Origin of the sequence: Yonghaparkia sp. Soil809, from assembly GCF_001429705.1 — a bacterium.
Taxonomy (GTDB): Bacteria; Actinomycetota; Actinomycetes; order Actinomycetales; family Microbacteriaceae; genus Microcella.
In genome coordinates this window covers 955,879-982,131 of the sequence record NZ_LMSV01000001.1, presented here as the reverse complement: position 1 = coordinate 982,131, position 26,253 = coordinate 955,879, and the positions used below count along the sequence as shown (strand labels likewise).

Sequence of the window (26,253 nt, the reverse complement as noted above, 5' to 3'; positions counted from 1 at the left end):
AAGGGCGCCCCGTCGCGGGGCGCCCTTCGCTGGTGCGGTGGTGCGGCGGGTCACATCGCCGTGGAGGTCTCCTCCGGGGTCGCCGACCCGAGGTCGTCGTCGAGGTCGTCCTCGACCCACAGGTCGTCGTCCGGGCGGAACGTCTGCCACGCCGCGTAGGCGATCGCGGCGGCCGCCACCACGCCGAGCCCGATGAGCACGAAGGTGCCGGGACCGGGGGAGCGCTTGACCTCGACGAGCCCGAGCCGCTGGCCGGCCTTCGTCGCGATCTCGGTGCTCGTGCGCGACGCGGTGCGGATCGCCTCGCGCAGGTGCTTGTCGCGGGCGACCTCGACGGCGGCCACGGCCGACCCGAGCGCACCAGAGATCGCGGGCAGGATGTCGTCGGTGACGGTCGACTTCGTGGCGTGCGTCGCGTGACGGACGGCGTCGACGCTCGCGTCGATGCCGGGCTGCACCCGGCGCTCGTACGAGTCGCGGACGCGCGGACCGACGTCCTTGCGGGCGACGACCGACGCCTGCCGGCCCGCATCCCGCAGCACCTTCGACGCGTGATCGAGCACCTCGCGCTGCTCGTTCCAGACGTTCTCGGCCGCGCCGCGCAGCTTCTTCAGCTCGCGGCGCCGCTTGCGTGACAGCTCCATGCGGTCCTCCCAGGGGTGCGATCGGTAGCGTGCGCCTCCCATCCTGGCACTGCGGCTCCGGGGCCCCAACCCGCGCAGACGTAACGCTCAGGAAGCGCCCGGCGCGCACCGTGGAAGAATGACCGCTATGTCGATCCACACCGCAGTCGCGACCGTCCACACCACGCTCGGCGACATCACGATCAACCTCTACGGCAACCACGCCCCGAAGACCGTGGCGAACTTCGTCGGTCTGGCGACCGGCCAGCTCGAGTGGACCCACCCCGCCACCGGCCAGAAGACCACCGACCCGCTCTACGACGGCGTGATCTTCCACCGCATCATCAAGGACTTCATGCTCCAGGGCGGCGACCCGCTCGGCCAGGGCATCGGCGGCCCCGGCTACGAGTTCGACGACGAGATCCACCCCGAGCTGCAGTTCGGCGAGCCGTTCCTGCTCGCCATGGCGAACGCGGGCAAGCGCGGCGGTCGCGGCACCAACGGCTCGCAGTTCTTCATCACGACCGTTCCCACCCCGTGGCTCAACGGCAACCACACGATCTTCGGCGCCGTCGCCGACGAGGACTCGAAGGCCGTCGTGAAGGCCATCGAGGCCGTGCCGACCGACGGCCGCGACAAGCCCCTCACCGATGTCGTGATCACGGGCATCGAGGTCGTCGAGGTCTGATGAGCGACGCGGCTCCCGGCGGCTCCGCGCCGGAGGCGGGCGTCAGCGTCTGCTACCGGCACGGAGATCGCCGGAGCTTCGTGCGCTGCCAGCGCTGCGGCCGCGTGGTCTGCGGCGAGTGCCAGACCCCGGCCGCGGTCGGGGTTCACTGCCCCGAGTGCACGGCCGCGGCACGGGCATCCGCCCCGAAGCCGCGATCGGCGATCGCGCGCGCCTTCCGTCCCGGATCCCGCACGCCCGTCGTGACCTACTCGATCCTGGCGGTCACGGTCGCGGTGTTCCTCCTGCAGCAGGTGACCGGCGGGGCCGTCACCCAGCTGCTGCTCTACTGGCCGCCGCTCACGCCGACCGAGCCGTGGCGGATGCTCACGGCCGCTCTCGTGCACAGCGAGCGGTCGCTGTTCCACATCCTGTTCAACATGTACTCGCTGTTCGTGCTCGGCCCGCTGCTCGAGGGGCTCATCGGTCGGGCGCGGTTCCTCGCCGTGTACGTGCTCTCGGCGTTCGGCGGCTCGCTCGCCGTCCTCTATCTCGACCCGGCGCAGGCGGTCGTCGGGGCATCCGGAGCGATCTTCGGGATGCTCGGCGCCTTCTTCGTCATCCAGCGACGTCTCGGCGGGCGGAGCGCGCAGCTCATCGTCCTCATCGGCATCAACCTGGCGATCGGCTTCATCGTGCCGGGGATCTCGTGGCAGGCGCACGTCGGAGGTCTGGTGGTCGGGGCGCTCGCGGCTCTCATCATGGTCCGCACGCGGCGCATCGACGAGCGGCGGACGCAGAGCGTGCTGCTCATCGGGCTCGGCGCCGTGCTCGTCCTCGCGACGATCGCCCGATTCGCGCTGATCTAGCCCGCGAAGTTATCCACAGGTGATTCCACACTGGGGATAGTCACACCGTTGTAGTTCCACCCCCTCTTCGGGGGATGACCGGACGGTGAACGGGAGGTCGACGGATGGCGCCGGCTACCGCCAGCGCGTGGTCATCAGGAAGCCGATGAACATGATCCCGAAGCCGACCATGATGTTCCACGGGCCGAGAGCCGGAACGGGCCACGAGGTCTGGCTCAGGTAGTAGACGATGATCCACAGCAGACCGACGAGCATGAAGCCGAACATCACGGGCTTGAACCAGACCGGGTTGGGGGCGTCCTTGCCGCTCGGGGTCTCGGGGTTCTCTGCGTTGCGAGTGGTTCCACGGGCCATGGGGGACAGTCTAACGGTGCGGCCTACAATGACCGCATGCCCGAGCAGCCTCCGCCGCGCCCGCGTGCGCCTCGACGCCTCAGCGTCGTCGGGGTTCTCGGCGAGCTGCTCATCACCGTCGGCGTGCTCGTGCTGCTCTTCCTCGGCTGGTACGTCTGGCTCAACGACATCATCGTCGGCGGCGAGCAGACGCAGGCCGCGGTGGAGCTGCAGCAGCAGTGGGCCGAGCAGTCGCGCGGCGAGCGCGGGGAGGATGCCCCGTCGCCTCCGCCGGTGTACGAGGGCCAGAGTCCTGACGCCGCCCCGGTGCGCGCCGAGCCCGGTGGCGTGAACGACGCCCTCGCCACGCTCATCGTCCCGCGATTCGGCGCCGACTACGCCCGCACGATCGGGCAGGGCATCGACGTCCGCGACGTGCTCAACAGCCGTCGCACCGGAGTGGGCCACTACCCGGGCACTCAGATGCCCGGCGAGCTCGGCAACTTCGCCATCGCCGCTCATCGCAACGCGAACGGCGCACCCTTCGGCCGCCTCGTCGATCTCCGCGTCGGCGATCACGTCTACGTCGAGACCGCCGACGGCTGGTACGAGTACACCTTCCGCGGCCTCGAGTACGTGGCGCCGACCCAGGTCGACGTCATCGCGCCCGTCCCGCGCGATGCCGGCGCCGACCCGGCCGAGCGCATCCTGACGATGACGACGTGCAACCCCCTGTTCTCGACCGCCGAGCGCGCGGTCGCGTACTCCGTCATGACCGCGTGGTACCCGCGCGAGGGCGGCATGCCCGCCGAGCTCAGCGAGCTCGGCCAGGGGGAGGCCTGATGTACGCGGCGCTGTGGCGCGCCCTGCCCGGGCCGGTGTGGCTGCGAGTGCTGATCGTTCTCGTGCTTCTCGCGGGCATCCTGTGGGCCCTCGCCTACGTCGTGTTCCCGTGGGCGGCGGACGTCCTGCTTCCTCAAGACGTGACCGTGGAAGAGTAGGGCCGTGCGCGTTCTCGTCATCGACAACTACGACAGCTTCGTCTACACCCTCGACGGCTACCTGCAGGAGCTCGGGGCCGAGACGGAGGTGGTCCGCAACGACGTCGTGGCTCCCGAGCGGGCGGCCGAGCTCATCGCCGGCTACGACGCCGTGCTCGTCTCGCCCGGCCCCGGCACGCCCGCCGACGCGGGCATCTCGGTCGCGGTCGTGCGCGCGGCGATCGCGACCTCGACGCCGCTTCTCGGCGTCTGCCTCGGGCACCAGGCGATCGCCGAGGCGCTCGGTGCGACGGTCACGCACGCCGAGGAGCTCATGCACGGCAAGACGTCGATGATCGAGCACGACGACAGCTCGCTCTTCGCCGACGTGCCCCAGCCGTTCCGCGCGACCCGGTACCACTCGCTCGCCGTCGTCGACGGCACCGTGCCCGACGAGCTCGAGGTCACCGCGCGCACGCCCGGCGGGGTCATCATGGCGCTGCGGCACCGCGACGCCCCGGTCGTCGGCGTGCAGTTCCACCCCGAGTCCGTCCTCACCGAGGGCGGCTACCGGATGCTCGGCAACTGGCTCGCCGACGCCGGGCTCCCCGGCGCGCGCGAAGCGGCCTCGACGCTCAGCCCGCTCGTCTCGCCGAGCGTCCGCACGAGCTAGAGCCCGCCGCGACCGCGGCCTCGCGGTCGCCGCTGCCGACGTCGCCGCTCAGCCGTCGTTCCCGCGACCGTTGCCCGGCCCGCCGGTGCCGTCCGTGCCCGTGGTGTCGCCCGTCGAGCCACCGGCGACGCCCGAGCACCAGGTGAGGGTGATCTCGGAGTTCTGCGGCTGATCGCCCGGCGCGAGCGACTGGTTCGTGACGAGCCCGCCGGAGCAGCCGTTGTTCCCCTGCACCCGGATCTGCAGCTGCAGCGGGCTCAGCTGCGCCGTCGCGTCGCCGATCGGCAGGTTGCGCACGTCGGGCACGGTGATGAGCCCCGACGAGATGACGATCGCGATGGTGTCGCCCTCGCGGACCTCCGCCCCGACCGCCGGGTCGGTGCGGATCACGATGTCCTTGCGGATGTTCGGCGAGTTCTCGGCCGTGATCGTCCCGACGCGCAGGCCCACCGCTTCGATCGCGACCTGCGCGTCGCCGAGCGACAGGCGGTCGATGTTGGGCACCTGGACGGTGGGCGGCCCGGTGGAGACGTAGACGCGCACCTCCTGCCCGGGCGACACGGTGACGCCCGCCGCCGGCACGGTGCGCAGGATGTCGCCTTCGGGGACGTCGGCGCTCGCCTCGCGGAACGGGTTGGGGGTGAGGCCGTCGTCGACGAGCCGCTGCGCGCCGTCCTCGTAGGCCTGGCCGGTGACATCCGCCACCGTCACCGAGATCGAGGGCGCGAGCTGCGTGCGCTCGAGGTTGAAGGCCCAGAACAGCACCGAGGCGACGACGACGGCGAGGACCGCGATGCCGGCCCAGATCCAGGCGACCGGCGGGCGGCTCTGCGTGCGGGTGCGGCGCTCCTCGTCATCGACGCTCAGCTGCCGCATGGCCGCCTCGGTGTCGGCGGTCGCCTGCGGGTTGACCCCGAAGAGCGTGGCGCTGAAATCGGTGGGGGCGTCGACGCGCTTCGGCGGGACCTGGCCCGCGGCGGCCGCCGCGACATCCGACCGGAAGTCGGCGGCGGTCTGGAAGCGCTCGAAGCGGTCCTTCGCGAGGGCGTGCAGCACGACGGCGTCGAGCGCGGGCGAGATCGAGGGCACGATCGTGCTCGGCGCGACGGGCGCCTCGCTCACGTGCTGGTAGGCGACGGCCACGGGGGAGTCGCCGCGGAACGGCGCGCGCCCGGTCAGCATCTCGAAGAGCACGACGCCCGTGGAGTACAGGTCGCTGCGGGCGTCGACCGTCTCGCCGCGCGCCTGCTCGGGCGAGAAGTACTGCGCGGTGCCGAGGATGGTGCTCGTCTGGGCGACCGTCGCCGCGGAGTCGGACACCGCGCGCGCGATGCCGAAGTCCATGACCTTCACCTGGCCGGAGTTCGTGATCATGATGTTGCCCGGCTTGATGTCGCGATGCACGACGCCGGCGCGGTGCGAGTACTCGAGCGCGGTGAGCACGCCCTCGATGATGCGCGTCGCCTCGGCGGGGTCGACGGGACCGTCGGCGATGACGTCCTTCAGCAGCCGGCCCTCGACGTGCTCCATGACGATGAAGGGCGAGATCGTCTCGCCGCCGCCCGGCTCGGTCACCGACTCCTCGCCGGCGTCGAAGACGCGGACGATCGTGGGATGCGCCATGCGCGCGGCGGCCTGGGCCTCCTGGCGGAAGCGGGTGCGGAAGACGGGGTCGCTCGCGAGGGAGGACTTCAGGAGCTTGACGGCGACGCGACGGCCGAGCCGGGCATCCGTCGCGATGTGGACGTCGGACATGCCGCCGCGACCGATGAGGGAGCCCAGCTGGTAGCGGCCCGCGAGCAGGCGCGCGCTCTGAGCCGTTCCGTCGATCATGCTGTGGGAGTCCTTGCTGTCACCTGGTGCGGTCGGGCCCCAGTGTACGGGGCGTACCCGCGAGCGCCGCGAAGGCGGAGGGTCAGCCCTCGGCGGGCGGCGGCTCGACCGGAGGGGCCGCCGCCGGCTCGATCGGCACGGCGAGCTCGGCGGAGCGCTCCGACTGCAGATCGCCGCACAGGGCCGTGTAGGTCACGCGCAGCTGCCCGCTGTCGGCGAGCGTCACGACGAGCGACGTCGCCTCCGCGGGGAGCGGGTTCGCCTGCGCGGGCGAGCCGCCGACGATCGTGAAGTTGTACCCGGTGAGCGAGTAGCCGGCGGGGCAGCCGGTGTAGCTCGGCCAGCTCAGCGTGACGTCCTCTCCGCCGGGGTACGGCCCCGAGCCCGGGTCGATCGCGAGGCTCGACGGGGCCGGCGGCGTCGGGATGTCGGTGTAGAAGTACACGGTGATGAGCGTGCCGGGCTGCACCTCGCCGCGCGGGTTCACGCGGTACGAGAGGCCGACCTGGTCGCCGCTCGGGGCGATGTTGCCGTCGACCGCATCGAGGCGCAGGCCGAGCTGGGCGATCTTGTCCTCGACGGCGGCGCGGGTGAGGCCGACCCACTCTTCCTCGGTGATGATGATCGCTTCCGGGGTTGGCGTCGCGGAGGGCGATGTGCTCGGCGTGGTGACGGTCGGCGTCGGCGAGGGGGTCCCTGCCGGGTCCTCGTCATTGGGCGCGACGAAGATCGCGATGAGCGCGCCGACGATGAGCACGAGCAGCAGGCCGATGAGGGCGATGAGCGGCCACGTCCAGGGGGAGCGCCGGTTCTCGGTCGTCGTCGTCTCGGTGGTGGCGGATGCGCCCGCCGCTCCGGCGGTCGAGGGCATCACGCGCGTGGCGCCGTCCGCCGCCGACGGCATGACCCGCGTCGCGGCGGTCGCGGCGGCGGCCGCGGCCACCCCGCCGATGCCGGCGACGATCGCCGTGGCGCCCGCGACGTCGCCGCGGCGCAGCGCCTGGGCGGCGCGGGCGAAGTGCTGGGCGGAGGCGGGGCGCTGGTCGGGCTTCTTCGCGATCGCGGAGAACACGAGGTTGCGCACGGGCTCCGGCACCGTGACGGGAAGCTCGGGCGGCTGGTCGTTGATGTGCGACATCGCGATCGCCACCTGCGACTCGCCCGTGAAGGGGCGGCGGCCGGCGAGGGCCTCGTAGGCGACGATGCCGAGCGAGTAGACGTCGGTCGACGGCGATGCGGGATGCCCGCTCGCCTGCTCGGGCGACAGGTACTGCACCGTGCCCATGACCTGGCCGGTCGCGGTGAGCGGCACCTGGTCGGCGATGCGCGCGATGCCGAAGTCGGTGATCTTGACGCGGCCGTCGGGCGTGATGAGCAGGTTGCCGGGCTTGATGTCGCGGTGCACGAGGCCGGCCTGGTGGGCGGCGTGCAGGGCGGATGCGGTCTGCGCCACGATGTCGAGCACCTGGTCGGTGGAGAGCACGCGCTCGCGCTCGAGCACGGTCGACAGGGCCTCGCCGGGGACGAGCTCCATGACGAGGAACGCGCTGCCCTCCTCCTCGCCGTAGTCGTAGACGTTGGCGATGCCCTCGTGGTTGACGAGCGCGGCGTGGCGGGCCTCGGCGCGGAAGCGCTCGAGGAAGCCCGGGTCGCCCAGGTACTCGTCCTTCAGGATCTTGATCGCGACGGTGCGCCCGATGACGAGGTCGGTCGCCTGCCACACCTCGCCCATGCCGCCGATCGCGATCCGGGAGAGCAGCTGATACCGCCCACCGAAGGTGAGCCCGCTCGTGGGTCTCATCTGTTCAGCACCGCCTCAAGCACAGTTTTCGCGATCGGAGCCGCGACGCGATTTCCGAAGGCGGTCTGGCCGAAGCCGCCGCCATCCTCGACCACGACCGCGATGGCCACCTGGGGGTCATCCGCCGGGGCGAACCCGGTGAACCAGAGCGTGTAGGGAGCGTCGCCGCCGTTCTCCGCGGTGCCTGTCTTGCCCGCGACGGCGACCCCCTCGATTCTGGCATTGTTCGCCGCCCCGGTGTTCACGCCGTCGACCATGAGCTGGGTCACCGTCGCAGCCGTCTCGCGGCTGACCGGCTGGCTGAACAGGACCGGCTCGTTCTCCTGGATGATCGACAGATCCGGTGCGATGACACGCTCGACGAGCGTCGGCTGCATGAGGTTGCCCCCGTTCGCGATCGCCGCGCTGATCATCGCGATCTGCAGCGGCGTCACGCGCACGTCGTACTGGCCGAAGCTCGAGAGCATGAGCTGCGCGTCGTCCAGGCCGGTCGGGAACCTGCTCGGCGTCGCCTCCATCGGGATCTCGACCGACTGGCCGAACCCGAAGGCCTGCGCATACTCCGAGATGGTGTCCTCGCCGAGGGCGAGCCCGAGCTGGGCGAAGGGGATGTTGCAGCTCAGGCGGAGGGCCGTCGCGATCGTGACGGTCTCGCCGCCCCCGCACGCGCCGCCCTCCGAGTTGGAGATCACGCTCGAGGAGTTCGGGAGCTCCAGGCTCGGAGGGTTCGGGAACTCGGACTCCGGGGTGAACTCGCCGCTGTCGATCGCCGCGGACGCCATGAGCACCTTGAAGACGGAGCCCGGGAAGTAGAGGTCTCCGGCGATGGCGCGGTTGACGAGCGGGTCGTCGGGGTTGTTGATGAGTTCCTCGTACGCCGCGAGAACGGCCTGCGTGTCGTGCGCCGCCAGGCGGTTGGGGTCGTAGGAGGGCTTCGAGACCATGGCGAGGATGCGCCCGGTCGACGGCTCGATGGCGACCACCGACCCCTGCTGGTCGCCCAGGGCATCCCACGCCGCCTGCTGCACGACGGGGTCGACGGTGAGCTCGACCGCCGCGCCGCGCGGGCTCTGACCCGTGACGAGCGCACCGAGCTGGTCGAGGAACTGCTCGTTCGCGGTACCGGAGAGGAAGTCGTTGAGCTCGCCCTCGATGCCCGTCGTGCCCTGGTTGAGCGTGAAGTATCCGGTGATCGCGGCGTACAGCTCGGGCTGCGTGTAGGTGCGCAGGAACTCGTACTGAGTGTCGACCGGCACCGACTCGGCGATGGGGGTGCCGTCGACGAGGATGGGGCCGCGCTCGGCCGAGTAGCTCTCGTACAGGGTGCGGGAGTTGCGGCCGTCGGCGCGCAGCTCGTCGACGGCGAAGACCTGGATGACGCTCGTCGAGACGAACAGGGCCAGGAACATCGTCAGGGCGACGATGCTGACGCGGCGGAGCTCCTTGTTCATTCGTCCACCACCAGTCGTGGCTGGTGCCGCACCTCGTCGGAGAGGCGCAGCAGGAGGGCGGCGATGATCCAGTTGGCGACGAGCGAGGAGCCGCCCGCGGCGAGGAACGGCGTCGTGAGGCCCGTGAGCGGGATCACCCGGGTGACGCCGCCGACGACGACGAAGACCTGCAGCACGATGACGAACGAGAGGCCGACGGCGAGGAGGCGGCCGAAGTCGTCGGTGCCGTTGAAGCCGATGCGGAAGCCCCGGGCGACGAACAGCAGGTACAGGCCGAGGATGGCGAAGAGACCGACGAGGCCCAGCTCCTCGCCGAGGCTCGCGATGATGTAGTCGCTCTCGGCGAGCGGGGTGATCGTGGGGTCTCCCTGGCCGAGGCCGCGGCCGACGAGCCCGCCGTGCGCCATGCCGAACAGACCCTGCACGAGCTGGTAGCTGCCGCCCTGCGCGTCGTACACCGCGGGGTTGAACGAGTCGAGCCACGCGGCGAAGCGGCCCTCGACGTAGGTGAGGGTGCGGCTCGCGATGGCGGCGCCGCCGAGGAACAGGCCGAGACCGATGAGCACCCAGCTGAGCCGGCCGGTCGAGACGTAGATCATGACGACGAAGAGGCCGAAGTAGAGCAGCGAGGTGCCGAGGTCGCGCTGGAAGATCAGCACGCCCATCGCGGCGACCCAGATGATGAGGATGGGCCCGAGGTCGCGCGCGCGCGGCAGCTGCAGGCCGAGAATGCGCCGCCCGACCAGCGAGAGCGAGTCGCGCGCGGTGACGAGGTACCCGGCGAAGAACACCGCGAGCGCGATCTTCGCGATCTCGCCGGGCTGGAACGTGAAGCCCGCGATCTGGATCCAGAGGCGCGCGCCGTTGAGCGTGAGACCGATGCCGGGGAGCATCGGCAGCAGGAGCAGGACGATGCCGACGAACATCGCCACGTAGCGGTAGCGGGCGAGGACGCGGTGGTTGCGGATGGCGATGATGACGCCGAGGGCGATGACCATCGCGAGGCCCGTCCACACCATCTGCCGGACGCCCTGACCCTCCCACCCGCTGAGGCCGCGGGCGAGGTCGATGCGGTAGATCATGGCGATGCCGATGCCGTTGAGCGTCGTGGCGATGGGGAGGATGAACGGGTCGGCGTCGCGCGCCACGACGCGCATGGCCACGTGCATGCCGAGAGCGAGCATCCCGAGCGCAGCCGCCTGGAGGAGGAAGCCGGGGTCGATCTCGCCGTTCACGCCGAGCTGCACGAGCACGAAGGCGGTGCCGCTGATGCCGATCGCGACGAGCAGCAGGAACAGCTCGAGGTTGCGCAGCTTCGACGGCTGCCGAACGGTGATCGCGATCGACTTCGTGAAGGTGGGGAGGCTGTCAGTCGGCGGCACGCTCGAGCCTCTCGATGATCGACAGCGCGTCCTGGAGGTCGTCGGCGTTGATGGTCGCCTCGACGGTCTGCCGGCTGAACGGCGGGAGGTCGTCGAGCGCGATGTCGGTCTCGCGGTAGACGCTCGACAGCGGGATGGGCCCGATGCCCTGCTGGACGCCCTGGAAGATCGCGACGTTGCCGTCGACGACGCCGACGAAGTAGCGCGACTGCGTGTAGCGGTAGCCCGCGACCGCAGCGGTGACGATGAGCGCGACGATGAGGAGGATGCCGACCGACCAGGTGATGCGGCGGCGGATGCGACGGCGACGGTCCTCCGCGATGAGCTCGCGCAGGAACTCCTCGCTCTCCGGCTCGAAGTGCTCGTCCTCGGCGACGCTCGTCATGAGCGGGTGCAGCAGCAGGGCCGGCAGGCGCACGCCGCGGCGCGAGGTGTCGACCTCGAAGGTCAGGGGCGCGCCGGCCGAGCCGACCATGACGGGCTGGCTCGTCGCGCTCGAGGGGCCGTCGTCGACGCCGACGAGGACGACGGTGACGTTATCGGGGGCGCCGTGATCGAGGCTCTCGTCGATGAGCGCCTGGCCGGCGAGGGCGGCGTCGGGCTGCTCGGCGAGGATCTCGGCGACCTTCTCCTCGGTGACGTACCCGCTGAGTCCGTCGGAGCAGAGGAGCCAGCGGTCGCCGGGGAGGGTGTCGAGCACCATCGTGTCGATCTCGGGGTTGAGGTCGACGTCGCCGAGCACGCGCATGAGCACCGAGCGCCGGGGGTGCACGGCGGCCTCCTCGGGCGTGATGCGGCCGCTGTCGACGAGGCGCTGCACGAAGGTGTGGTCCTTGGTGATCTGCTCGAGCGAGTCCTCGCGGAAGCGGTAGATGCGCGAGTCGCCGATGTGAGCGATGACGACCTTGTCGCCGACGCGGATGAGCCCGCTGACGGTCGTGCCCATGCCAGTGAGCTCGGGGTGCTCGAAGACGGTCTCGGCGAGCTCCTGGTTGGCCTCCAGCAGCGCCTGGCTGAGCACCTGCTCGGCCTCCTCGACCGAGTCGTACGCCCGATCGGTGTGCGCGATCGCCTGGATGGCGAGCGCCGAGGCGACGTCACCGCCCGCGTGGCCGCCCATCCCGTCGGCGACGACGAAGAGGTGCTCGCCGGCGTAGCCCGAGTCCTGGTTGTTGGCTCGGATCTTTCCGACGTGCGAGAGGGCGACTGTGCGGCTCGTCATCGACCTACCGTCGCAGCTCGAACGTCGTCGTCCCGATGCTGACCGGGGTGTTCAGGGGCACGGGGGTCGGAATGCTGACGCGCTTGCCGTTCAGGAAGGTGCCGTTGGTGGAGTCGAGGTCCTGGATCATCCACTGGTCGCTCCAGAGCATGAGGCGCGCGTGGTGGGTGGAGGTGTAGTCGTCGCGGATGACGAGGCCGGAGTCGGCGGAGCGTCCGATCGTGAGCTGGTCCTCGCCGAGCTCGAGCTCCATGCCCTCCTTCGCGCCGGAGGTGATGACGAGGCGGCGGGCGACGGGCTCGTCGGCGACCTGCTGCGCGGTGGGCGCCGGGGCCGCGGCGGCGGGGGGCGCGATCGCCTCGGTGCGGGCGGTCGCGCTTCCGGCGGCAGCGGGGGCCGGTGCGGGGGCGGGCGGGGCGGATGCTGCGCTCGCGCCGTTCTGCGCGGGCAGTCGGCGCACCTTCTGCCCGAAGAGGTCGCTGCGCAGGGCGTAGACGATGGCGAAGACGAACGCCCACAGCAGGATGAGGAAACCGATGCGGAGGATGAGGAGGGTGAGTTCGCTCAACGTGGTCCTCCTCGGGTGCTTCCGCCTCTCGGCGGCTCGGACTGGGCGAGCACCCGGAAGAGGATGCGGGTGCGCCCGATCTGGATCACGCTATCGGGAGGCAGGGCCGCCTGGGTGAACGGCTCCCCATTGAGGAGCGACCCGTTGGTGGAGCCGAGGTCGTTGACCTGGCCGCGCGTGCCGTCCCAGAGGATCTCGATGTGCTTGCGGCTCGTGCCGGAGTCGTCGAGCGTGATGTCGGCCTCGGAGCCGCGGCCGACGATCGTGCGCGAGGTCATGAGCGGGTATCGCTTGCCGTCGATGTCGAGGACGGGGTTCCAGACCACCGCGCCCTTGATGGTGTGCGAGTCGACCTGGATGACGCCCTCGGAGAGGCTGTCGTCGGCCTGCAGGGTGATCCGGATGCCGCCGGGGAAGGTGTAGCGCTGCGCGGTCGCGTGCTTCTGCACGAGCTGGGTGAGCTCGTCGGTGAGCGATTCGCCGAGCGAATCCATGCGCTGCTTGTCGGCGGGGGAGAGCCGGACGGTGAGGTCGTTGGGGGCGAGGATGCGGTCGCGGGAGACGACGGCGGCCTTCGTGTCGAGCTCGCGTCGGAGCGCGGCGGAGATCTCGAGCGGCTGCACGCCGCTCTTGAAGGTCTTGGCGAACGCACCGCCGACGGCGCGCTCGAGACCGCGCTCGAAGCTGTCGAGAAGCCCCACGGCAAGCGTCCTTCCCTGGCAGTTGACCCTCTGAGGATAGTGGGGTGCTCTGAACGGCGCCCCCACCGCGCCTTTTCGCCGGCACGCGCTGTGATAATCTCGCTGGGCTGGCGGGGTTCCGACCCCGACTCGCGCGAGTGGCGGAATTGGCAGACGCGCTGGCTTCAGGTGCCAGTGCCCTTACGGGCGTGGGGGTTCAAGTCCCCCCTCGCGCACGCGGCCCTCTCTTCTCGAGAGGTTCGGTGCGCGGATGAACGGCCTCGGTCTTCGGATCGGGGCCGTTTCGCGTTTCCGGGGTCAGTGGGGCGGGGCCGACGGGGCGGCCGCAGCCGGCTGAGCGTGGACGGCTTCGCCTCGCGGGCACTACCGATGTAGAGGAGTGTCGTAACACGCTTCACTTTCCGGTCGCCTTCGCGAAGTCCGCCCGGTGGTCCCGCAGCGGGTGCCGTGACGAACGTGATGAAGCAGACCGAGAGCGGTAAGCCCTTCGATGCGGGCTCCTTCGCCCGCGACACCCTCATCGGGGGCGCTGCCGGGTTCCTTGGCGGTGCGGCCGGGCCGGTTCTGGGCGCTGCGGTGCGCGGTGTGACGAGCACCGGCGCAGGTGCTGCGGCGATCGCGGCAACGCGCAGCTCGGTCCAGAACGCGCTCAGTCGAGCTCCGTCGTTCCGTCCGTCGGCGGCGCCCGTGCGGCCAACTGCCATGGCTGGTGGCGGGTCGAAGCCGTCGGGCATGTCGTCGGCCGGTGCCTCCTGCCGGACCAACAGCTTCGTTCCGGGCACGTTGGTGCTGATGGGTGACGGTCAGGCCAAGCCGATTGAGGATGTCCGGCTCGGCGACACGGTGCTGGCTGCGGATCCTGAGACGGGTGAGTTCGGGTCGCGGCCGGTGACGGCGCTGATCGAGGGTACGGGTGTGAAGGAGCTCGTGACCGTCACGACCGAGCATGGGTCGGTGGTCGCCACGGCGGGGCATCCGTTCTGGAGCGAGTCGGATGCGGCGTGGGTGGACGCGGGAGACCTTGAGGTCGGGGATGCTGTGCTCGAGGCTGACGGTGGCACGAGTGTGGTGACTGCTCTGGCCGAGGTGGTGCAGCCGGCGACGGTGCGGAACCTGACGGTGGCGGATCTCCACACGTACTTCGTGGTGGTGGGGGATGCGCCTACGCTGGTGCACAATTGCGGCGGTAGCGAAATTCCCTTTGGCCCGGCACCAGAAAAGGTGGCGAAAACCCTTGATCGCGTCGACTCCGTTGGGGCCCCGTTTCCTAACACCAGTGGGGGAAGGATCTGGCGAAATGATCGCTCGCAACTTCCAAATAGGACATCAGATGGGAATGCCGTGACATATCGTGAATGGGACGTAGACCCGCGAATCCCTGGCTTCTCGCGTAACGCTGACAGACTAGTCACCGGATCAAACGGGTCGGCCTATTACACGAATGATCACTATGGTTCCTTCTTCATGATCCGTGGGTCGGCGAAATAATGAAGACTGCAAGTGGGGCTCACGAATTCACTCCAAGAGACATCGCGTTCCTAGACAATTCGATTCTGCATACTCAGCCTTTGATGCACCTGCTGCCACCCGATGAGGTTCGACTAGTGAGAGGTGCACAATGCAAAACCAGGGCAGGTCTCTTCAACGAGTTCTCCGCCGCATTGCAGTTCCCATGGTACTTCGGCCACAACTGGGACGCGTTCGATGAATGCCTGCACGACGTAGGTGAATGGATGATCGAGGCAAAGTCGCTCACTGTAGTCATTTCAGAGTCGTCGATGTTGCTTACTGATGAGGAGAGCGAAAGCGAGTTTCATGTTTTCGCCCGCATCATGCGGCGAGTCGTTCGTTTCGATGCAGCAGAGTCTGAATGGCTTGGCCAAAACTTTGCGCACTTTGTCCCATTGTCGCTCGTGCTAATCGAGAGTGCGGACAAAATCGAGGGTGTCTCGAACAGATGGACATCGTCAGGGCCTTGAGTGTGATCAAAAATCCGCGAATTGTCGTGCACCCCTGGTTGTTGATGAAGCAGGAGCTGAGGTTTGACGCAATTCGCGTAACTCGCACATCGCTAGGGAACCACACGCCGATTAGTTGGGACCTGCCGTGACCGACAAGGGCTATGGCATTCCGGCGCTCCGCGACGTGTATCTCGAAGGCAGTTGGGTCTTGGGATTCACGATCCGGCCAGATTCCTTCACCATGCGCGTGGAGTTCGTTCTCCTGCCAACACACCCGGCATATCGAAAACCGCAACATGGNCCTGCGGGCTTCCGGCCTGCAACGGACGCGAAGGGTGAGGTTGACTACGGATCGATTGATTTACTCCAGGCGGACCACGAGGTTGTCCAAATCGAGGGTGACTTTGGTGTAATTCGCGTTATGGGAGGATCCGTTGCGATGAATCTGCTGGGTCCGTGAGCCGAATCGGCCGATCTGCCCGGCTTGTATCTCCTTTCTCGAAGAGGCGGGCGCAACGATCACGCGTCCGACGAGAGCGTGGTGGTTCTGGTGAGTCACCGCGCATATGACGAGCAATCCGTGCTTGATCGGCTCGCTCGGCTAGAGCGTCGTTCAAGGACTGCATTTGCGGCATCTTGTGCGCAGCGCTTGCTGCCGCTGTTCGAGCGCTACGCGCAGTCAACGGGCGACCCGGGGCTGGGCGCGCGGCTGGGGAACGTCGTGGCAGCGGCGTGGGATGTCGCCTCCGGTTCGGGTGCTGACGTAAGTGCGCTCCAAGCCGAGGCGGAGGCGATGGTGCCCTCACACCGCGACGGCTGGACCTTTGAGATGGGCTATGGACAAAACGCGGCCGCTGCTGCCGCATACGCCATCAGGACATGGCTGACCGACGACGCGCAGGAGGCGGCGTGGGCGGCGCGACAGGTCTACGAGCTAGCTGACTATGCCGTGTTACACGGCAGCTCGGAACTTGACCTGAACGAACCCGGAGCGGAGTCGCAGATTCTGGCATCGGAGATCGTCCAGGGGGTGCTCGAGGCACTTGCTCAGTCTCTGGACGCCGTAGAGGCGGGCCCACCGACCTGGGACGAACTGCAGGAGACAGCGGCGGCGCAGGGCCGGGCCTGGGCTGACGCGATGCCCTGAACCCCGTCATTTCTCCGCTGTCGTTGGCGAGGGGATTGAGTCTGGTATTGGTGACGACGGCGTCGATGAACCTGATGGCTGCGGTGCAGTCCCCTCGCAATGCGTAGGGCAACGAAGACCTGATTGAGGGATGATTCCCGCGCTAACGCGGGAATAGGGCACCGAGCGTGCCGCTAGAGGGCTGATGCCACGCGGTTCTTGGGGTTTCTTGAACACCCCACGCGGCCCTCTCTCCTCGAGAGGTTCGGTGCGCGGATCAACGGCCCCGGTCTTCGGATCGGGGCCGTTTCGCGTCTCCGGGCGCGTCCGATCGCGGATGCGCGGGCCGCGGCGACCCGTAGGCTCGAGCACCATGGCTACCGGCGCAGTGATGCACACGTTCACGGGGTCGCTCGCCGACGTCGACCGGGGCGTGTACGAGGAGCTCTCGCTGCGGGTGGCGCGGCACCCGTCGGAGACCGACTCCTACATGCTCGTGCGCGTGCTGGCCTTCTGCCTCGAATGGGATGAGGGCGCTCAGTTCAGCGAGGGCGTCTCGGCGGTCGACGAGCCCGCGGTGGTCATCCGCGACCGCACCGGACGGCTGACGGGCTGGATCGAGGTCGGCGCACCCGACGCCGATCGGCTCCACCGCGGGAGCAAGCTCGCCGAGCGCACGGCGATCTACACGCACCGCGACCCCGCGAAGGTGCTCGCGCTGTGGGCGGGCAAGAAGATCCACGAGTCCGAGCGCATCAGCCTCTACAGCTTCGACCCCGGTTTCATCGACGACGCGACGGGCGCGCTCGAGCGCCGCAACACCCTCACGGTGTCGGTCACCGAGCAGCAGCTCTACCTCGATCTGAACGGGTCGACGTTCAGCACGGTGATCCACGAGCATCCGCTCGCCTGACGCGGTTTCTGGTTCAGTGGTCGCATGGATGTCCGCGAACTGTCCGATGACGACTGCCGCCTCGCTCATGCGGCGATGCGCGAGCTGCGGCCGCAGGTCGGCGACGAGGCCTCGTTCGTCGAGCGCGTGCGGAGCCAGTTCGCGCAGGGCTACCGGCTGATCGGCGCGTTCGACGGCGAGCACGAGCACGCCGTGTCGGTCGCGGGGTTCCGCATCGACGAGAAGCTCGCGTGGGGGCGGCACGTCTACATCGACGACCTGTCGACGCTGCCCGAGGGGCGCGGTCGCGGTGCGGCCACGGCGCTGCTGCGGCGGATCGACGCGCTCGCGGCGGCGGAGGGCATCGTCGAGGTGCATCTCGACTCGGGCGTGCAGCCCGAGCGGCAGGCCGCGCACCGCCTCTACTTCAGTGAGGGTTACCGCATCAGCTCGTACCACTTCCAGAAATCGCTGCCGTGACGCGCGCGGCGCGCGTGCCCCCGTGGAGCTACGCGGTGCTCGCCATGCTCTCGGTGCAGCTCGGCTCGGCGCTCTCGGTCGGGCTCATCGACGAGGTGGGCGCGGCGGGCACGGCGTGGCTGCGGCTGAGCATGGGGGCGATCGTGTTCCTCCTCATCGCGCGGCCGCGGCTGTCGGCGATCCGTCGCGCCGACGTGCTGCCGCTGCTGGCACTGGGGGTCGCCACCGGTCTCATGACCGTGTTCTTCCTTGCGGCGCTCGAGCGCATCCCCCTCGGAACGGCGGTGGCGATCGAGTTCCTCGGCCCGCTCACCGTCGCGGCCGTGCGCAGCGGCGGTCGTCGCGCGCTCGTGTGGCCGATCGTCGCGTTCGTCGGCGTCGTGCTGCTGACCGAGCCGTGGCTCGGCGAGATCGACCCGCTCGGCGTGGGTTTCGCGGCGCTCGCCGGCATCGGCTGGGGCACGTACATCCTCTACACGCAGCGCATCGGCGACCGATTCGACGGGATCCAGGGGCTCGCGCTCACCATCCCGGTCGCGGCGCTCGCAGCCGCGGTCGTCGGGGTTCCGCAGGCGTGGGGGAGCATCGATGGCACGGTGCTGCTCATCGCCCTCGGCCTCGCGGTGCTTCTGCCGGTGCTGCCGTTCGCGCTCGAGATGCTCGCCCTGCGGCGCATGACCCACACGGCGTTCGGCACGCTCATGTCGGTCGAGCCCGCGATCGGACTCATCCTCGGCCTGCTGATCCTCGCCCAGTCGCCGTCGATCGTGCAGCTCGTCGGCATTGCGATCGTTGTCACGGCGGGCGCGGCGGCCCAGCGCGGCGGTCGCCGAGAGGCAGCGGATGCTCGGCGCGAGCCGAGCGACGGGGATCAGCTGCCCGAGCTCATCGGCTGAGGGGCGCGTTCCGGCTCGCTGGCGTCGGCGGCGTCGGTTGCGGCGGCCGCGGCTGCGCGCCGCAGCGCCCGGTCGCCGAGCGCGATGAGCGCCATGTGCGGCACGGTGAGCGCGGCGAGGCCGATGAAGACGACGCGGAGCAGCTGGTCGTCGAGGCTCGCGGTTCCGGCGGTCGCGGTGAGGAAGAGCGCCGCGGCCGCGAGCGGGATGACCGTGTACGCGACGACGACGAGCGCCGTCAGGCGGCGGGGCTGCGCGCGCTCTTCGACGAAGCCCTCACGTAAGTGGCGGGCGCTGTGCAGCGTGCAGAAGTAGACGATGAAGAACACCAGGGGCGGCGTCGTGAGGGCGAGCAGCGCGACGAGTCCGAGCTCGACGGCCTCGTGCGGGGCGCGGCGGGCCGCGAGAACCGCGAGCCCGAGCAGCAGGACGAGCAGCGGCAGTCCGATCGCGGCCTGCGCCGCGGCGACCGAGCGGGCGCCCTCTCCCGCAAGGGTCGCGTAGAGGCCGGCCACCGCATCCTCATCGCGGAAAGCGGGGAGCGAGAGCAGCGCCGCTCCCGCGAGCGACCGCAGCCAGGGGGAGCGCTCGCGCATCCAGTCGCCGCCGAAGTGCACGGCCGACACGACGAGGAACAGCACGAGACTCGGCAGGGGCGCGACGAGCCACAGGCCGATGACGGCGACCGCCGCGGCCGTGTAGACGAGGTTGAACACGCCGAAGCCGACGGGCCCGCGCCACAGGCCGAGGCGGCGGGCGACGAGCGGGTCGAGGGCTCCGTGCGGTATGCCGAGCAGCGCTGCGAGGATCGCGATCGCGGCGATCTGCACGACGAGCGGCGGCTCGGGATCGGCGAGGAGGAACGCGAGGATCGTCGCGACAGCGACGCCGGTGAAGAGGTAGGTCTCGAGCGGCGGGCGGCGCATCACGCGACCTGGTCGGCCGTCTCGGGCTGGGGTTGCGGCTCGCGCTGCGGCGCGGGTGCGCGGCGCACGCGGGGGAGCGCCCGCACGAGGTCGGGGCGCCGCGCCGAGCTCGTGGCGAGCGCGCGCGAGCGGTCGGGCAGCTGCGCGAGGAACGGCAGCAGCGGCAGGCTCGCGATGATCGCGAGCAGGTCGCTCAGTCGCGCGCGGTCGGTGAGGAAGCGCAACAGGCGAGCGGGCGCGACACCGCGCGCCATCGCCGCGAAGTAGTCGGCCGTGCGCTCGGGGTGCGCGCGCAGCGCCTGGAGGAAGATGCGGTCCATCTGGCGGCGGATGAACGGCTCGGGCGGGTGGCCGATCGGCGCCTCGCCGCGCGCGAGGCGGTCGGCGCAGTCGCGGGCCCAGGCCTGGATGCGCGCGAACCCGTAGCCGGAGGCGTCGCGGAGCGCGCCGCCCGCGGCACCGGCGACGATGACGCCGGGGACGCTCGGCGTCGCGTCAGCCGACGGGCTCGGCACGCGCCCCATCGGCAGCACGCCGGCCTCCTCGCGGAGGACGCGCACGTGCGGCGCCCCGAGAGGCGCGCCGAGCGCGGCGAGAGCGGCGTCGCGCCCCGCCCGCACCTCGGAGGCGCGGAGCGGCGAGGGCGAGAAGCGCGTCCACTCGACGAGCGCGGTGGAGTCAGACAGCGGCAGCACGTAGACGAAACCGAGCCCGTCGGCGTCGGCGCGCATCCCGGTCATGAGGCCCGCGGCGCCGGGGGCGATGCCGAGCGCGGCGAGGTCGAGGGAGCCGCCGTGGTCGACCTCGGCCCCCGAGAAGCACTGGAAGAGCATCGCCGCCGTGCGGCGCGGGCGCGTGTCGACAACCCAGCGGGCGGTGAGGTCGCCGGCCGACGTGCTGACGATGACGCCCTCGCCGGCCGGCCGCGAGATCGAGGGGTGTAGCGCGCGCACCTCGCCCGCCGCGACGCCGAGCCGCAGCTCGACGCGGTCGCTCGCCTCGATGAGCGCGCGAGCGTGAGCGTAGAAGTCGGCGCCGCGCACGTACTGGTAGGTCTCGCCGTCGACGTGGTGCGCGACGCCCGGGCCGCCCTCGGCCTGGTACGTCCAGTCGCGCCACTCGTGCGCGACGATCGGGCGCAGGTCGTGTGCGTCGTCGGCCCAGAAGCACCACGAGCGGTCGTCGGAGTAGTCGGTGCGGACATCCACCGCGATCACCCGCAGCCCCGAGTCGCCCTCCGCGAGCCGCGCCGCGAGCGCGAGCCCCGCGCAGCCCGCGCCGAGGATCACGAGGTCGGCGTCGTACGCGCGCGTGCGAGGCAATCCGGGCTCCGTCGCTCGAAGAGAAACGGCACCCGGGGCTGGTGCCGACATCGCGACGCTAAGCACGCTTGCTGGATGCTCGCCGCGGGTTCGATGCCGATTGACTGACCGTCTGCTCCCGGTTCGGCGGGTCGCCCGTCCGAGCGGCTTCACGTACCCCCGTGGGGTATGCGACACTGGTCGTATGGAGACCAACGACATGACTCGACTCAACCTGCTCGGCGACTCCGCGACGGCGAGCGGCGGCGGGTGCTGCGGCGGCGGCGCGTGCGGCTGCGGCCACGGCGCGGCCGAGGCCCCCGCGACGGCCGACGCGACGGCTGCCGTGGACGCGCACGAGTACCTCGTCACCGGCATGACGTGCGGCCACTGCGTCGCGAGCGTCAAGGAGGAGGTCGGCGCCGTCGACGGCGTGCAGGCCGTGGAGGTCGCGCTCGTCAAGGGCGGCGCCTCGCGCGTGACCGTGCAGTCGGCGGGCCCGATCGACGAGGCGAAGATCCGCGCCGCCGTCGAGGAGGCGGGCTACCAGCTCGCCTGATCGCCCTCACGACCGGCCCTCGCGCCGCGCCCTCGCAGGCCGCGGAACGGGGGCCGTCGGTATTCTCCGCACCGGGGCTTGAAATACCCCCCCGGGGTATGTCATACTCGTCGTGACAGGGAGGTTCATCATGATCCGCACGACCATCGCTCGACCTGCTCGCCGCCGCGCATCCGCCGCCGCCGCGATCGCCGGCACCGCAGCACTCGCGCTCGCCCTCGCCGGCTGCGTCACGGTGAACGCGGGCGGCTCGAACGGCCCGGGCGGGATGCCCATGGGCGACCTGCCCGACGGCGTCAACCAGGCCGACGCCATGTTCACGATGATGATGATCCCCCACCACGAGCAGGCCATCGAGATGAGCGAGCTCGTGCTCGGGCGCGACGACATCGACCCCGAGATCGTCGCGCTCGCCGAGGAGATCATCGCCGCGCAGGATCCGGAGATCGATCTCATGGAGGACTGGCTCGACGACTGGGGCGTGCCGAGCATGCCCGGAGCCGGAGGTGGCCACGGCGGTCACGGCGGCGACGGCCCCGGCGGCATGATGAGCGACGACGACCTCGACGCGATCGAGGACGCCGAGGGCGACGAGGCCGAGCGCCTCTACCTCGACGGCATGATCGAGCACCACGAGGGCGCCATCGACATGGCGCAGGACGTGCTCGACGACGGGGAGTCGACCGACGTCGCGGAGCTCGCCGAGACCATCATCGAGACGCAGCAGGTCGAGATCGACCTCATGCACCAGCTGCTCGGTACCTAAGGGGACACCGCATGACTCTCAGCGAATCCTCCGCCGCGTCGACCGCCCCGGCCGAGCTGCAGCTCGACCTCGTCGGCATGACGTGCGCCTCGTGCGCCAACCGCATCGAGCGCGGACTCAACAAGGTGCGGGGCGTCGAGGCGACCGTGAACTACGCGACCGAGAAGGCGACCGTGCGCGTCGCCCCGGACGCCGAGGGGCAGCTCGACGCCTCCGTGCTCATCGCGGCGGTCGAGAAGGCCGGGTACCAGGCGAGCGTGACGGCGCCGCGCGTGGCGAGCGGGGCATCCGCCGCCGCATCGGGCGCTGCCGGCGGCGCCGGCGAGGCCCGCCCGGACGCGCTCGCCGCCCTGCGCCAGCGCCTCATCATCTCGGCCGTGCTCACGGTGCCCGTGCTGCTGATGTCGATGATCCCGCCGCTGCAGTTCACCTACTGGCAGTGGCTGGCGCTCACGCTCGCGGCGCCCGTCGCGGTGTGGGGGGCGTGGCCGTTCCACCGGGCGGCGGCCGTCAATGCGCGGCACGGCAACGCCACGATGGACACCCTCATCTCGCTCGGCGTCTCGGCGGCGTTCCTGTGGTCGCTGTACGCGCTGTTCCTCGGCGAGGCCGGCATGAGCGGGATGACGATGACGCTGCAGCTCTTCGGAACTCCCGAGACCGGCGCGCACGAGATCTACCTCGAGGTCGCCGCCGCCGTGACGGTGTTCATCCTGCTCGGGCGGTACCTCGAGGCGCGCGCCAAGCGCGAGTCGGGGGCGGCGCTCGCCGCCCTGCTCGACCTCGCCGCGCGCGACGCCTCGGTGCTGCGCGACGGCGTCGAGGTGAAGGTGCCGGTCGATCAGCTGCAGGTCAACGACCGCTTCGTGGTGCGCCCGGGCGAGAAGATCGCCACCGACGGCGTCGTCGTCGAGGGCGTGTCGTCGGTCGACGCGTCGCTGCTCACGGGCGAGTCGGTGCCCGTCGACGTCGAGATGGATTCGCGCGTCGTCGGCGGAACCGTCAACGTGTCGGGCCGCATCGTCGTGGAGGCCTCGCGCGTCGGCGCCGACACCGAGCTCGCGCGCCTCGGCCGCCTCGTCGAAGAGGCCCAGACCGGCAAGGCCGAGGTGCAGCGCCTCGCCGACCGCGTCTCGGGCGTCTTCGTGCCCGTCGTCATCGCGCTGTCGCTTCTGACGCTGCTCGGGTGGGTGCTCGTCACGGGCTCGATCGAGCTCGGCTTCACGGCGGCCGTCGCCACGCTCATCATCGCGTGCCCGTGCGCGCTCGGCCTCGCCACCCCGACGGCGCTCATGGTCGGCACGGGGCGAGGCTCGCAGCTGGGCATCCTCATCAAGGGGCCCCAGGTGCTCGAGCGCACCCGCCGCATCGACACGATCGTTCTCGACAAGACGGGAACCGTGACGACGGGGCACATGTCGGTGAGCGCGGTCGTGCCGGCTTCTGGTTTCACTGAGGGGTCTCTGCTGACGCTCGCCGCCGCCGCCGAGGAGGGCAGCGAGCACCCGCTCGCGCGTGCCGTCGTCGCGCATGCGCGCGGTACTGGTGTGGCTCTGCCTGCGGCCTCGGGGTTCGCCTCGCATGCCGGGCTCGGCGTGACGGCGGTCGTCGACGGGCGTGCGGTGACGATCGGTCGGGCTGGGTGGCTCGCGTCGGAGTGGGCGATCACGGTGCCCGCCTCTGCCTTGTCGTCATTCGAGGCGGAGGGCGCGACGCCCATCGCGGTCGCCGTCGATGGTGCGTTCGCCGGCGTGATCGTGCTCGCCGACACCCTGAAGGCGGATGCTGCGCTCGCGATCACCCGCCTGCGCGACCTGGGCCTCGAGGTCGTGCTGCTGACCGGAGACAACGAGGGCGCGGCCGAAGCCGTCGCCGCTCAGCTCGGCATCGACGAGGTGCACGCGGGCGTGACGCCCGCCGGGAAGCTCGAGGTGATCCGGGAGCTGCAGTCGCAGGGCCACGTCGTCGCGATGGTCGGAGACGGTGTGAACGATGCGGCGGCGCTCGCCGCGGCCGACCTCGGGATCGCGATGGGCAGCGGAACCGACGCCGCGATCGCCGCCTCCGATCTCACGATCGTGTCGGGCGACCTGCTCGTCGTGGCCGACGGCATCCGCCTCGCGCGGCGCACGCTGCGCACGATCATCGGCAACCTGTTCTGGGCGTTCGGGTACAACGTCGCGGCGATTCCCGTCGCGATGCTCGGGCTGCTCAACCCGCTGCTCGCGGGGCTCGCCATGGCGTTCTCGAGCGTGTTCGTCGTGACGAACTCGCTGCGGCTGCGCGGGTTCACGCCGCTGCCGCGGCCGTAGGGGCGCAGTACGCCGAGGGCTACCGCGGCTCCGCCGCCCGGACGCGCGGCATCGGCAGGGCGACCGGCGCGGTCGGGAGGCGCAGCTCGCCCGCCGCGCCGACCGGCACCACCGGCGGCACGGGCCGGTAGGCGGCGCCGAGCTGCGGGNGTGCCCGAAGACGCGGTGGTACGGGTCGACGACGCCGGTCGCGGGGGAGTCGCCGATGGGGCATCCGCCGAGGAAGTGCGCCGTCATCGGCACGTCGAAGACCTCGGNTCGCCCGAAGAGCCCGCGTCCGGCGCGCACCGTGAGCGAGTTGTCGCGGTTCTGCATGACGAGATGCTGGGCATTCTCACCCCGCTGCTCGAGGGGCTCGTCAAGGCGTTCTCGAGCGTCTTCCTCAGACGAACTCGCTGTGGACGCGTCGGTTCAAGACGCGGGCAGAGCCGTAGGTCGCGCTGATGACGAAAACGGGGAACCCATTTCCACCGTTACGACGGCATCACGCGGAGACACTGCAGGCAAAGGGCTACGTCGGCAAGAGGTCCCGAGGGGGGCCTTCGGTGCGCTCTCGCCGCGCGCACCCCACTATTCAGGTGAGAAAAGGCGACGGCGGAGAAGGACTCAAGCGTGTCGGCAGTTCCGAATGGGCCGAGTTTCGCGAGCTCACATTGCAGTCCCGGGACTCGGATTCTCGGTGAACCCCGCCCTGACGAGCTTAGGGTCCCCGGCAGCTGTGATGACGAGATCGCGGTCGCCTATCACGAACCGGCAGAAGTGGGTGTCCCGAACATGCCGGCTGTGACCACGATACGTATGTTCACCTATATTGAAGCTCTTTAAGTCCAATCTCGATGAGCCGAAAGAGTCTTCGAGCGCCCGCAAAGTTGAGCCAGGGTCTGCAGCGGCTTCTACTGAATTCTGAGAGATCCAATACTCCGAGAAATGTAGAAAATCCATTTCAGGTTGGTGATCGCTGATCGCATAAGTTCGCACACTGATCGTTCTTGGAACACGATCATGCAGCGAATTTTCGTCGACCTGGTGAGATTCCACGTACAGATCGAGAAATGAGATGCCGAACAATGCCGCATGCGGATCTCGGCTGATATAGAACCGGCGACCGTCGGCGAGCGAGGATTGCGAACGGAGTTCTTCTCTGGCGCGCTCAAGAGCAACAGTTCGGTCGGAAGGCACAGTCATCGAGAGCCTCTTTCTTAGATCGTGTCTCGGGGCAGGAGCCCGCTGCAGGTTCCGNCCCGCCGTAGAGGCCATTCAGGCTGTAAGACGTGTAGCCCGAGGTCTTGGTATAGAGAGTGAGCGTTGCGGACCCGCAGTTGCCACTTACTGTGCCTTGGGTCACAATTGAAGTCGGCTTGACTTGTTTTGTCGTTGGATTGAATTTGAATGAGGCGCCAACAAGACTGCCTTTGGGAGTTCCGACCGGGACGGCATATTGCCACCCAGCAGTATCTGTACGAATTTCATATCCGTTGTCAACGGCCCGCGGAATATCGAACCCGTCAAACATCAGCTGGCTAGTCGAGACGAACCTGTCGGGTTGGCTCTCCTTCGCCTGGGCGGCGGCCGGTTGGCTGGTGCCAATTGCCGATATAAGAAGAAGGCCGACCGACGCAAGTATTGCTCTCGGATTCATAGGCAGACAGTAAACGCAGCCTTAACTCGAGGGATAGTCGGCACTTTGGGGGACGAGTACTAGGCGGCTGGGTCGACGGGCGTCGTCAGCTCCGCCGCTCGCACGCGCGGCATCGGCAGGGCGACCGGCGCGCTCGGGAGGCGCAGCTCGCCACTCGCGCCGACCGGCACCACGGGCGAGCGCGGGGGCACGGGCGGCAGGGGCTGGTAGGCGGCGCCGAGCTGCGGTNGTGCCCGAAGACGCGGTGGTACGGGTCGACGACGCCGGTCGCGGGGGAGTCGCCGATGGGGCA

28 protein-coding genes and 1 tRNA gene are annotated in these 26,253 nt (G+C 69.9%); 16 read left to right on the top strand and 13 right to left on the bottom strand.

The features are described 5' to 3' along the window. Window positions 1-50: 50 nt before the first annotated feature. Entirely contained in the window at window positions 51-644 is a 594-nt protein-coding gene (locus ASG83_RS04760) for a hypothetical protein (RefSeq protein WP_055857677.1), read from the bottom strand. A 127-nt stretch (window positions 645-771) separates the two neighbouring features. Here ASG83_RS04760 and ASG83_RS04755 point away from each other — a divergent pair, with 127 nt between their 5' ends. Both ASG83_RS04755 and ASG83_RS04750 read left to right on the top strand, forming a co-directional pair. Further along, complete coding sequence (locus ASG83_RS04755) at window positions 772-1,311, top strand: peptidylprolyl isomerase (RefSeq protein ID WP_055857675.1); 540 nt, start codon at window positions 772-774, stop codon at window positions 1,309-1,311. Further along, window positions 1,311-2,159 (top strand): rhomboid family intramembrane serine protease, encoded by an 849-nt coding sequence (locus ASG83_RS04750; protein WP_055857673.1) that lies wholly within the window; start codon window positions 1,311-1,313, stop codon window positions 2,157-2,159. Before ASG83_RS04755 ends, ASG83_RS04750 begins: the two co-directional genes overlap by 1 nt. 114 nt (window positions 2,160-2,273) lie before the next feature. Here ASG83_RS04750 and ASG83_RS04745 read toward each other — a convergent pair whose 3' ends face one another. Further along, window positions 2,274-2,513 (bottom strand): cell division protein CrgA, encoded by a 240-nt coding sequence (locus ASG83_RS04745; RefSeq protein ID WP_055857671.1) that lies wholly within the window; start codon window positions 2,511-2,513, stop codon window positions 2,274-2,276. 36 nt (window positions 2,514-2,549) lie between these two features. Here ASG83_RS04745 and ASG83_RS04740 point away from each other — a divergent pair, with 36 nt between their 5' ends. The 3 genes from ASG83_RS04740 to ASG83_RS04735 are packed head-to-tail and all read left to right on the top strand — an operon-like array spanning window position 2,550 to window position 4,145. Further along, window positions 2,550-3,335 carry a class E sortase gene (locus ASG83_RS04740; protein WP_055857669.1) on the top strand — a complete coding sequence of 262 codons (786 nt, stop codon included), beginning with the start codon at window positions 2,550-2,552 and terminating at the stop codon, window positions 3,333-3,335. After that, entirely contained in the window at window positions 3,335-3,493 is a 159-nt protein-coding gene (locus tag ASG83_RS12870) for a hypothetical protein (protein WP_200932259.1), read from the top strand. The genes ASG83_RS04740 and ASG83_RS12870 overlap by 1 nt, the downstream gene beginning before the upstream one ends. Window positions 3,494-3,497: 4 nt before the next feature. Then, window positions 3,498-4,145: an aminodeoxychorismate/anthranilate synthase component II gene (locus ASG83_RS04735; protein ID WP_055857667.1), complete on the top strand. Its 648-nt coding sequence runs from the start codon at window positions 3,498-3,500 to the stop codon at window positions 4,143-4,145. Between the two features lie 48 nt (window positions 4,146-4,193). Here ASG83_RS04735 and pknB read toward each other — a convergent pair whose 3' ends face one another. The 7 genes from pknB to ASG83_RS04700 all read right to left on the bottom strand — a co-directional run bounded on the left by pknB (window position 4,194) and on the right by ASG83_RS04700 (window position 13,103). Next, window positions 4,194-5,978: a Stk1 family PASTA domain-containing Ser/Thr kinase gene (gene pknB / locus ASG83_RS04730; RefSeq protein ID WP_055857664.1), complete on the bottom strand. Its 1,785-nt coding sequence runs from the start codon at window positions 5,976-5,978 to the stop codon at window positions 4,194-4,196. Window positions 5,979-6,060: 82 nt separating this feature from the next. Then, entirely contained in the window at window positions 6,061-7,779 is a 1,719-nt protein-coding gene (locus ASG83_RS04725) for a serine/threonine-protein kinase (RefSeq protein ID WP_055857663.1), read from the bottom strand. Next, the gene (locus ASG83_RS04720; RefSeq protein ID WP_055857661.1) at window positions 7,776-9,230 is read right to left on the bottom strand and encodes a penicillin-binding protein 2; all 1,455 of its coding nucleotides are present in this window, start codon (window positions 9,228-9,230) and stop codon (window positions 7,776-7,778) included. The genes ASG83_RS04725 and ASG83_RS04720 overlap by 4 nt, the downstream gene beginning before the upstream one ends. After that, a complete protein-coding gene (locus ASG83_RS04715; RefSeq protein ID WP_055857658.1) occupies window positions 9,227-10,612 on the bottom strand; it encodes an FtsW/RodA/SpoVE family cell cycle protein in 1,386 nt (461 codons plus the stop codon). The genes ASG83_RS04720 and ASG83_RS04715 overlap by 4 nt, the downstream gene beginning before the upstream one ends. Further along, on the bottom strand, window positions 10,599-11,834 hold the full coding sequence (locus tag ASG83_RS04710) for a Stp1/IreP family PP2C-type Ser/Thr phosphatase (RefSeq protein WP_055857656.1): 1,236 nt from the start codon (window positions 11,832-11,834) through the stop codon (window positions 10,599-10,601). The genes ASG83_RS04715 and ASG83_RS04710 overlap by 14 nt, the downstream gene beginning before the upstream one ends. A gap of 4 nt (window positions 11,835-11,838) precedes the next feature. Continuing rightward, complete coding sequence (locus ASG83_RS04705) at window positions 11,839-12,402, bottom strand: FHA domain-containing protein (RefSeq protein ID WP_055857654.1); 564 nt, start codon at window positions 12,400-12,402, stop codon at window positions 11,839-11,841. After that, window positions 12,399-13,103 carry a DUF3662 and FHA domain-containing protein gene (locus ASG83_RS04700; protein ID WP_055857652.1) on the bottom strand — a complete coding sequence of 235 codons (705 nt, stop codon included), beginning with the start codon at window positions 13,101-13,103 and terminating at the stop codon, window positions 12,399-12,401. Before ASG83_RS04700 ends, ASG83_RS04705 begins: the two co-directional genes overlap by 4 nt. 131 nt (window positions 13,104-13,234) lie before the next feature. On the opposite strand from ASG83_RS04700, the gene ASG83_RS04695 reads away from it, so the two are divergent. The 7 genes from ASG83_RS04695 (at window position 13,235) to ASG83_RS04670 (ending at window position 18,458) form a co-directional block, all read left to right on the top strand. Next, window positions 13,235-13,318: transfer RNA gene (locus ASG83_RS04695), tRNA-Leu, on the top strand. A gap of 244 nt (window positions 13,319-13,562) precedes the next feature. Further along, entirely contained in the window at window positions 13,563-14,591 is a 1,029-nt protein-coding gene (locus tag ASG83_RS04690) for a polymorphic toxin-type HINT domain-containing protein (RefSeq protein WP_055857650.1), read from the top strand. 83 nt (window positions 14,592-14,674) lie between these two features. Next, a complete protein-coding gene (locus ASG83_RS12400; RefSeq protein WP_235460097.1) occupies window positions 14,675-15,082 on the top strand; it encodes a barstar family protein in 408 nt (135 codons plus the stop codon). 520 nt (window positions 15,083-15,602) lie between these two features. Beyond that, the gene (locus ASG83_RS04685) at window positions 15,603-16,211 is read left to right on the top strand and encodes a DUF416 family protein (RefSeq protein WP_162242486.1); all 609 of its coding nucleotides are present in this window, start codon (window positions 15,603-15,605) and stop codon (window positions 16,209-16,211) included. Window positions 16,212-16,563: 352 nt separating this feature from the next. Further along, entirely contained in the window at window positions 16,564-17,103 is a 540-nt protein-coding gene (locus ASG83_RS04680; protein ID WP_055857647.1) for a YaeQ family protein, read from the top strand. Between the two features lie 24 nt (window positions 17,104-17,127). After that, a complete protein-coding gene (locus ASG83_RS04675; RefSeq protein WP_055857645.1) occupies window positions 17,128-17,562 on the top strand; it encodes a GNAT family N-acetyltransferase in 435 nt (144 codons plus the stop codon). A 44-nt stretch (window positions 17,563-17,606) separates the two neighbouring features. Further along, window positions 17,607-18,458, top strand: coding sequence for a DMT family transporter (locus ASG83_RS04670; protein ID WP_055859306.1), 852 nt, complete (start codon window positions 17,607-17,609; stop codon window positions 18,456-18,458). Here ASG83_RS04670 and ASG83_RS04665 read toward each other — a convergent pair. Further along, entirely contained in the window at window positions 18,434-19,384 is a 951-nt protein-coding gene (locus tag ASG83_RS04665; protein ID WP_055857643.1) for a Brp/Blh family beta-carotene 15,15'-dioxygenase, read from the bottom strand. The two genes, ASG83_RS04670 and ASG83_RS04665, sit on opposite strands and share 25 nt — an antisense overlap. Then, window positions 19,384-20,706, bottom strand: coding sequence for a lycopene cyclase family protein (locus ASG83_RS04660; protein WP_055857641.1), 1,323 nt, complete (start codon window positions 20,704-20,706; stop codon window positions 19,384-19,386). The genes ASG83_RS04665 and ASG83_RS04660 overlap by 1 nt, the downstream gene beginning before the upstream one ends. A gap of 184 nt (window positions 20,707-20,890) precedes the next feature. Between ASG83_RS04660 and ASG83_RS04655 the strand changes: the two genes are divergently transcribed. The 4 genes from ASG83_RS04655 to ASG83_RS13140 all read left to right on the top strand — a co-directional run. Next, window positions 20,891-21,244 (top strand): heavy-metal-associated domain-containing protein, encoded by a 354-nt coding sequence (locus ASG83_RS04655; protein WP_235460031.1) that lies wholly within the window; start codon window positions 20,891-20,893, stop codon window positions 21,242-21,244. Window positions 21,245-21,374: 130 nt separating this feature from the next. Next, a complete protein-coding gene (locus ASG83_RS04650) occupies window positions 21,375-22,010 on the top strand; it encodes a DUF305 domain-containing protein (protein ID WP_055857640.1) in 636 nt (211 codons plus the stop codon). An 11-nt stretch (window positions 22,011-22,021) separates the two neighbouring features. Next, window positions 22,022-24,322, top strand: coding sequence for a cation-translocating P-type ATPase (locus ASG83_RS04645; RefSeq protein WP_055857638.1), 2,301 nt, complete (start codon window positions 22,022-22,024; stop codon window positions 24,320-24,322). A 258-nt stretch (window positions 24,323-24,580) separates the two neighbouring features. Then, the coding region (locus ASG83_RS13140; protein ID WP_235460029.1) for a hypothetical protein at window positions 24,581-24,766 on the top strand (186 nt) is incomplete at its 5' end. A gap of 204 nt (window positions 24,767-24,970) precedes the next feature. Here ASG83_RS13140 and ASG83_RS12620 read toward each other — a convergent pair. Next, on the bottom strand, window positions 24,971-25,507 hold the full coding sequence (locus ASG83_RS12620; RefSeq protein WP_156710948.1) for a hypothetical protein: 537 nt from the start codon (window positions 25,505-25,507) through the stop codon (window positions 24,971-24,973). A gap of 55 nt (window positions 25,508-25,562) precedes the next feature. Next, a partial coding sequence (locus ASG83_RS13135; RefSeq protein WP_235460027.1) for a hypothetical protein occupies window positions 25,563-25,961 on the bottom strand: 399 nt, incomplete at its 3' end. Between the last annotated feature and the right edge of the window lie 292 nt (window positions 25,962-26,253).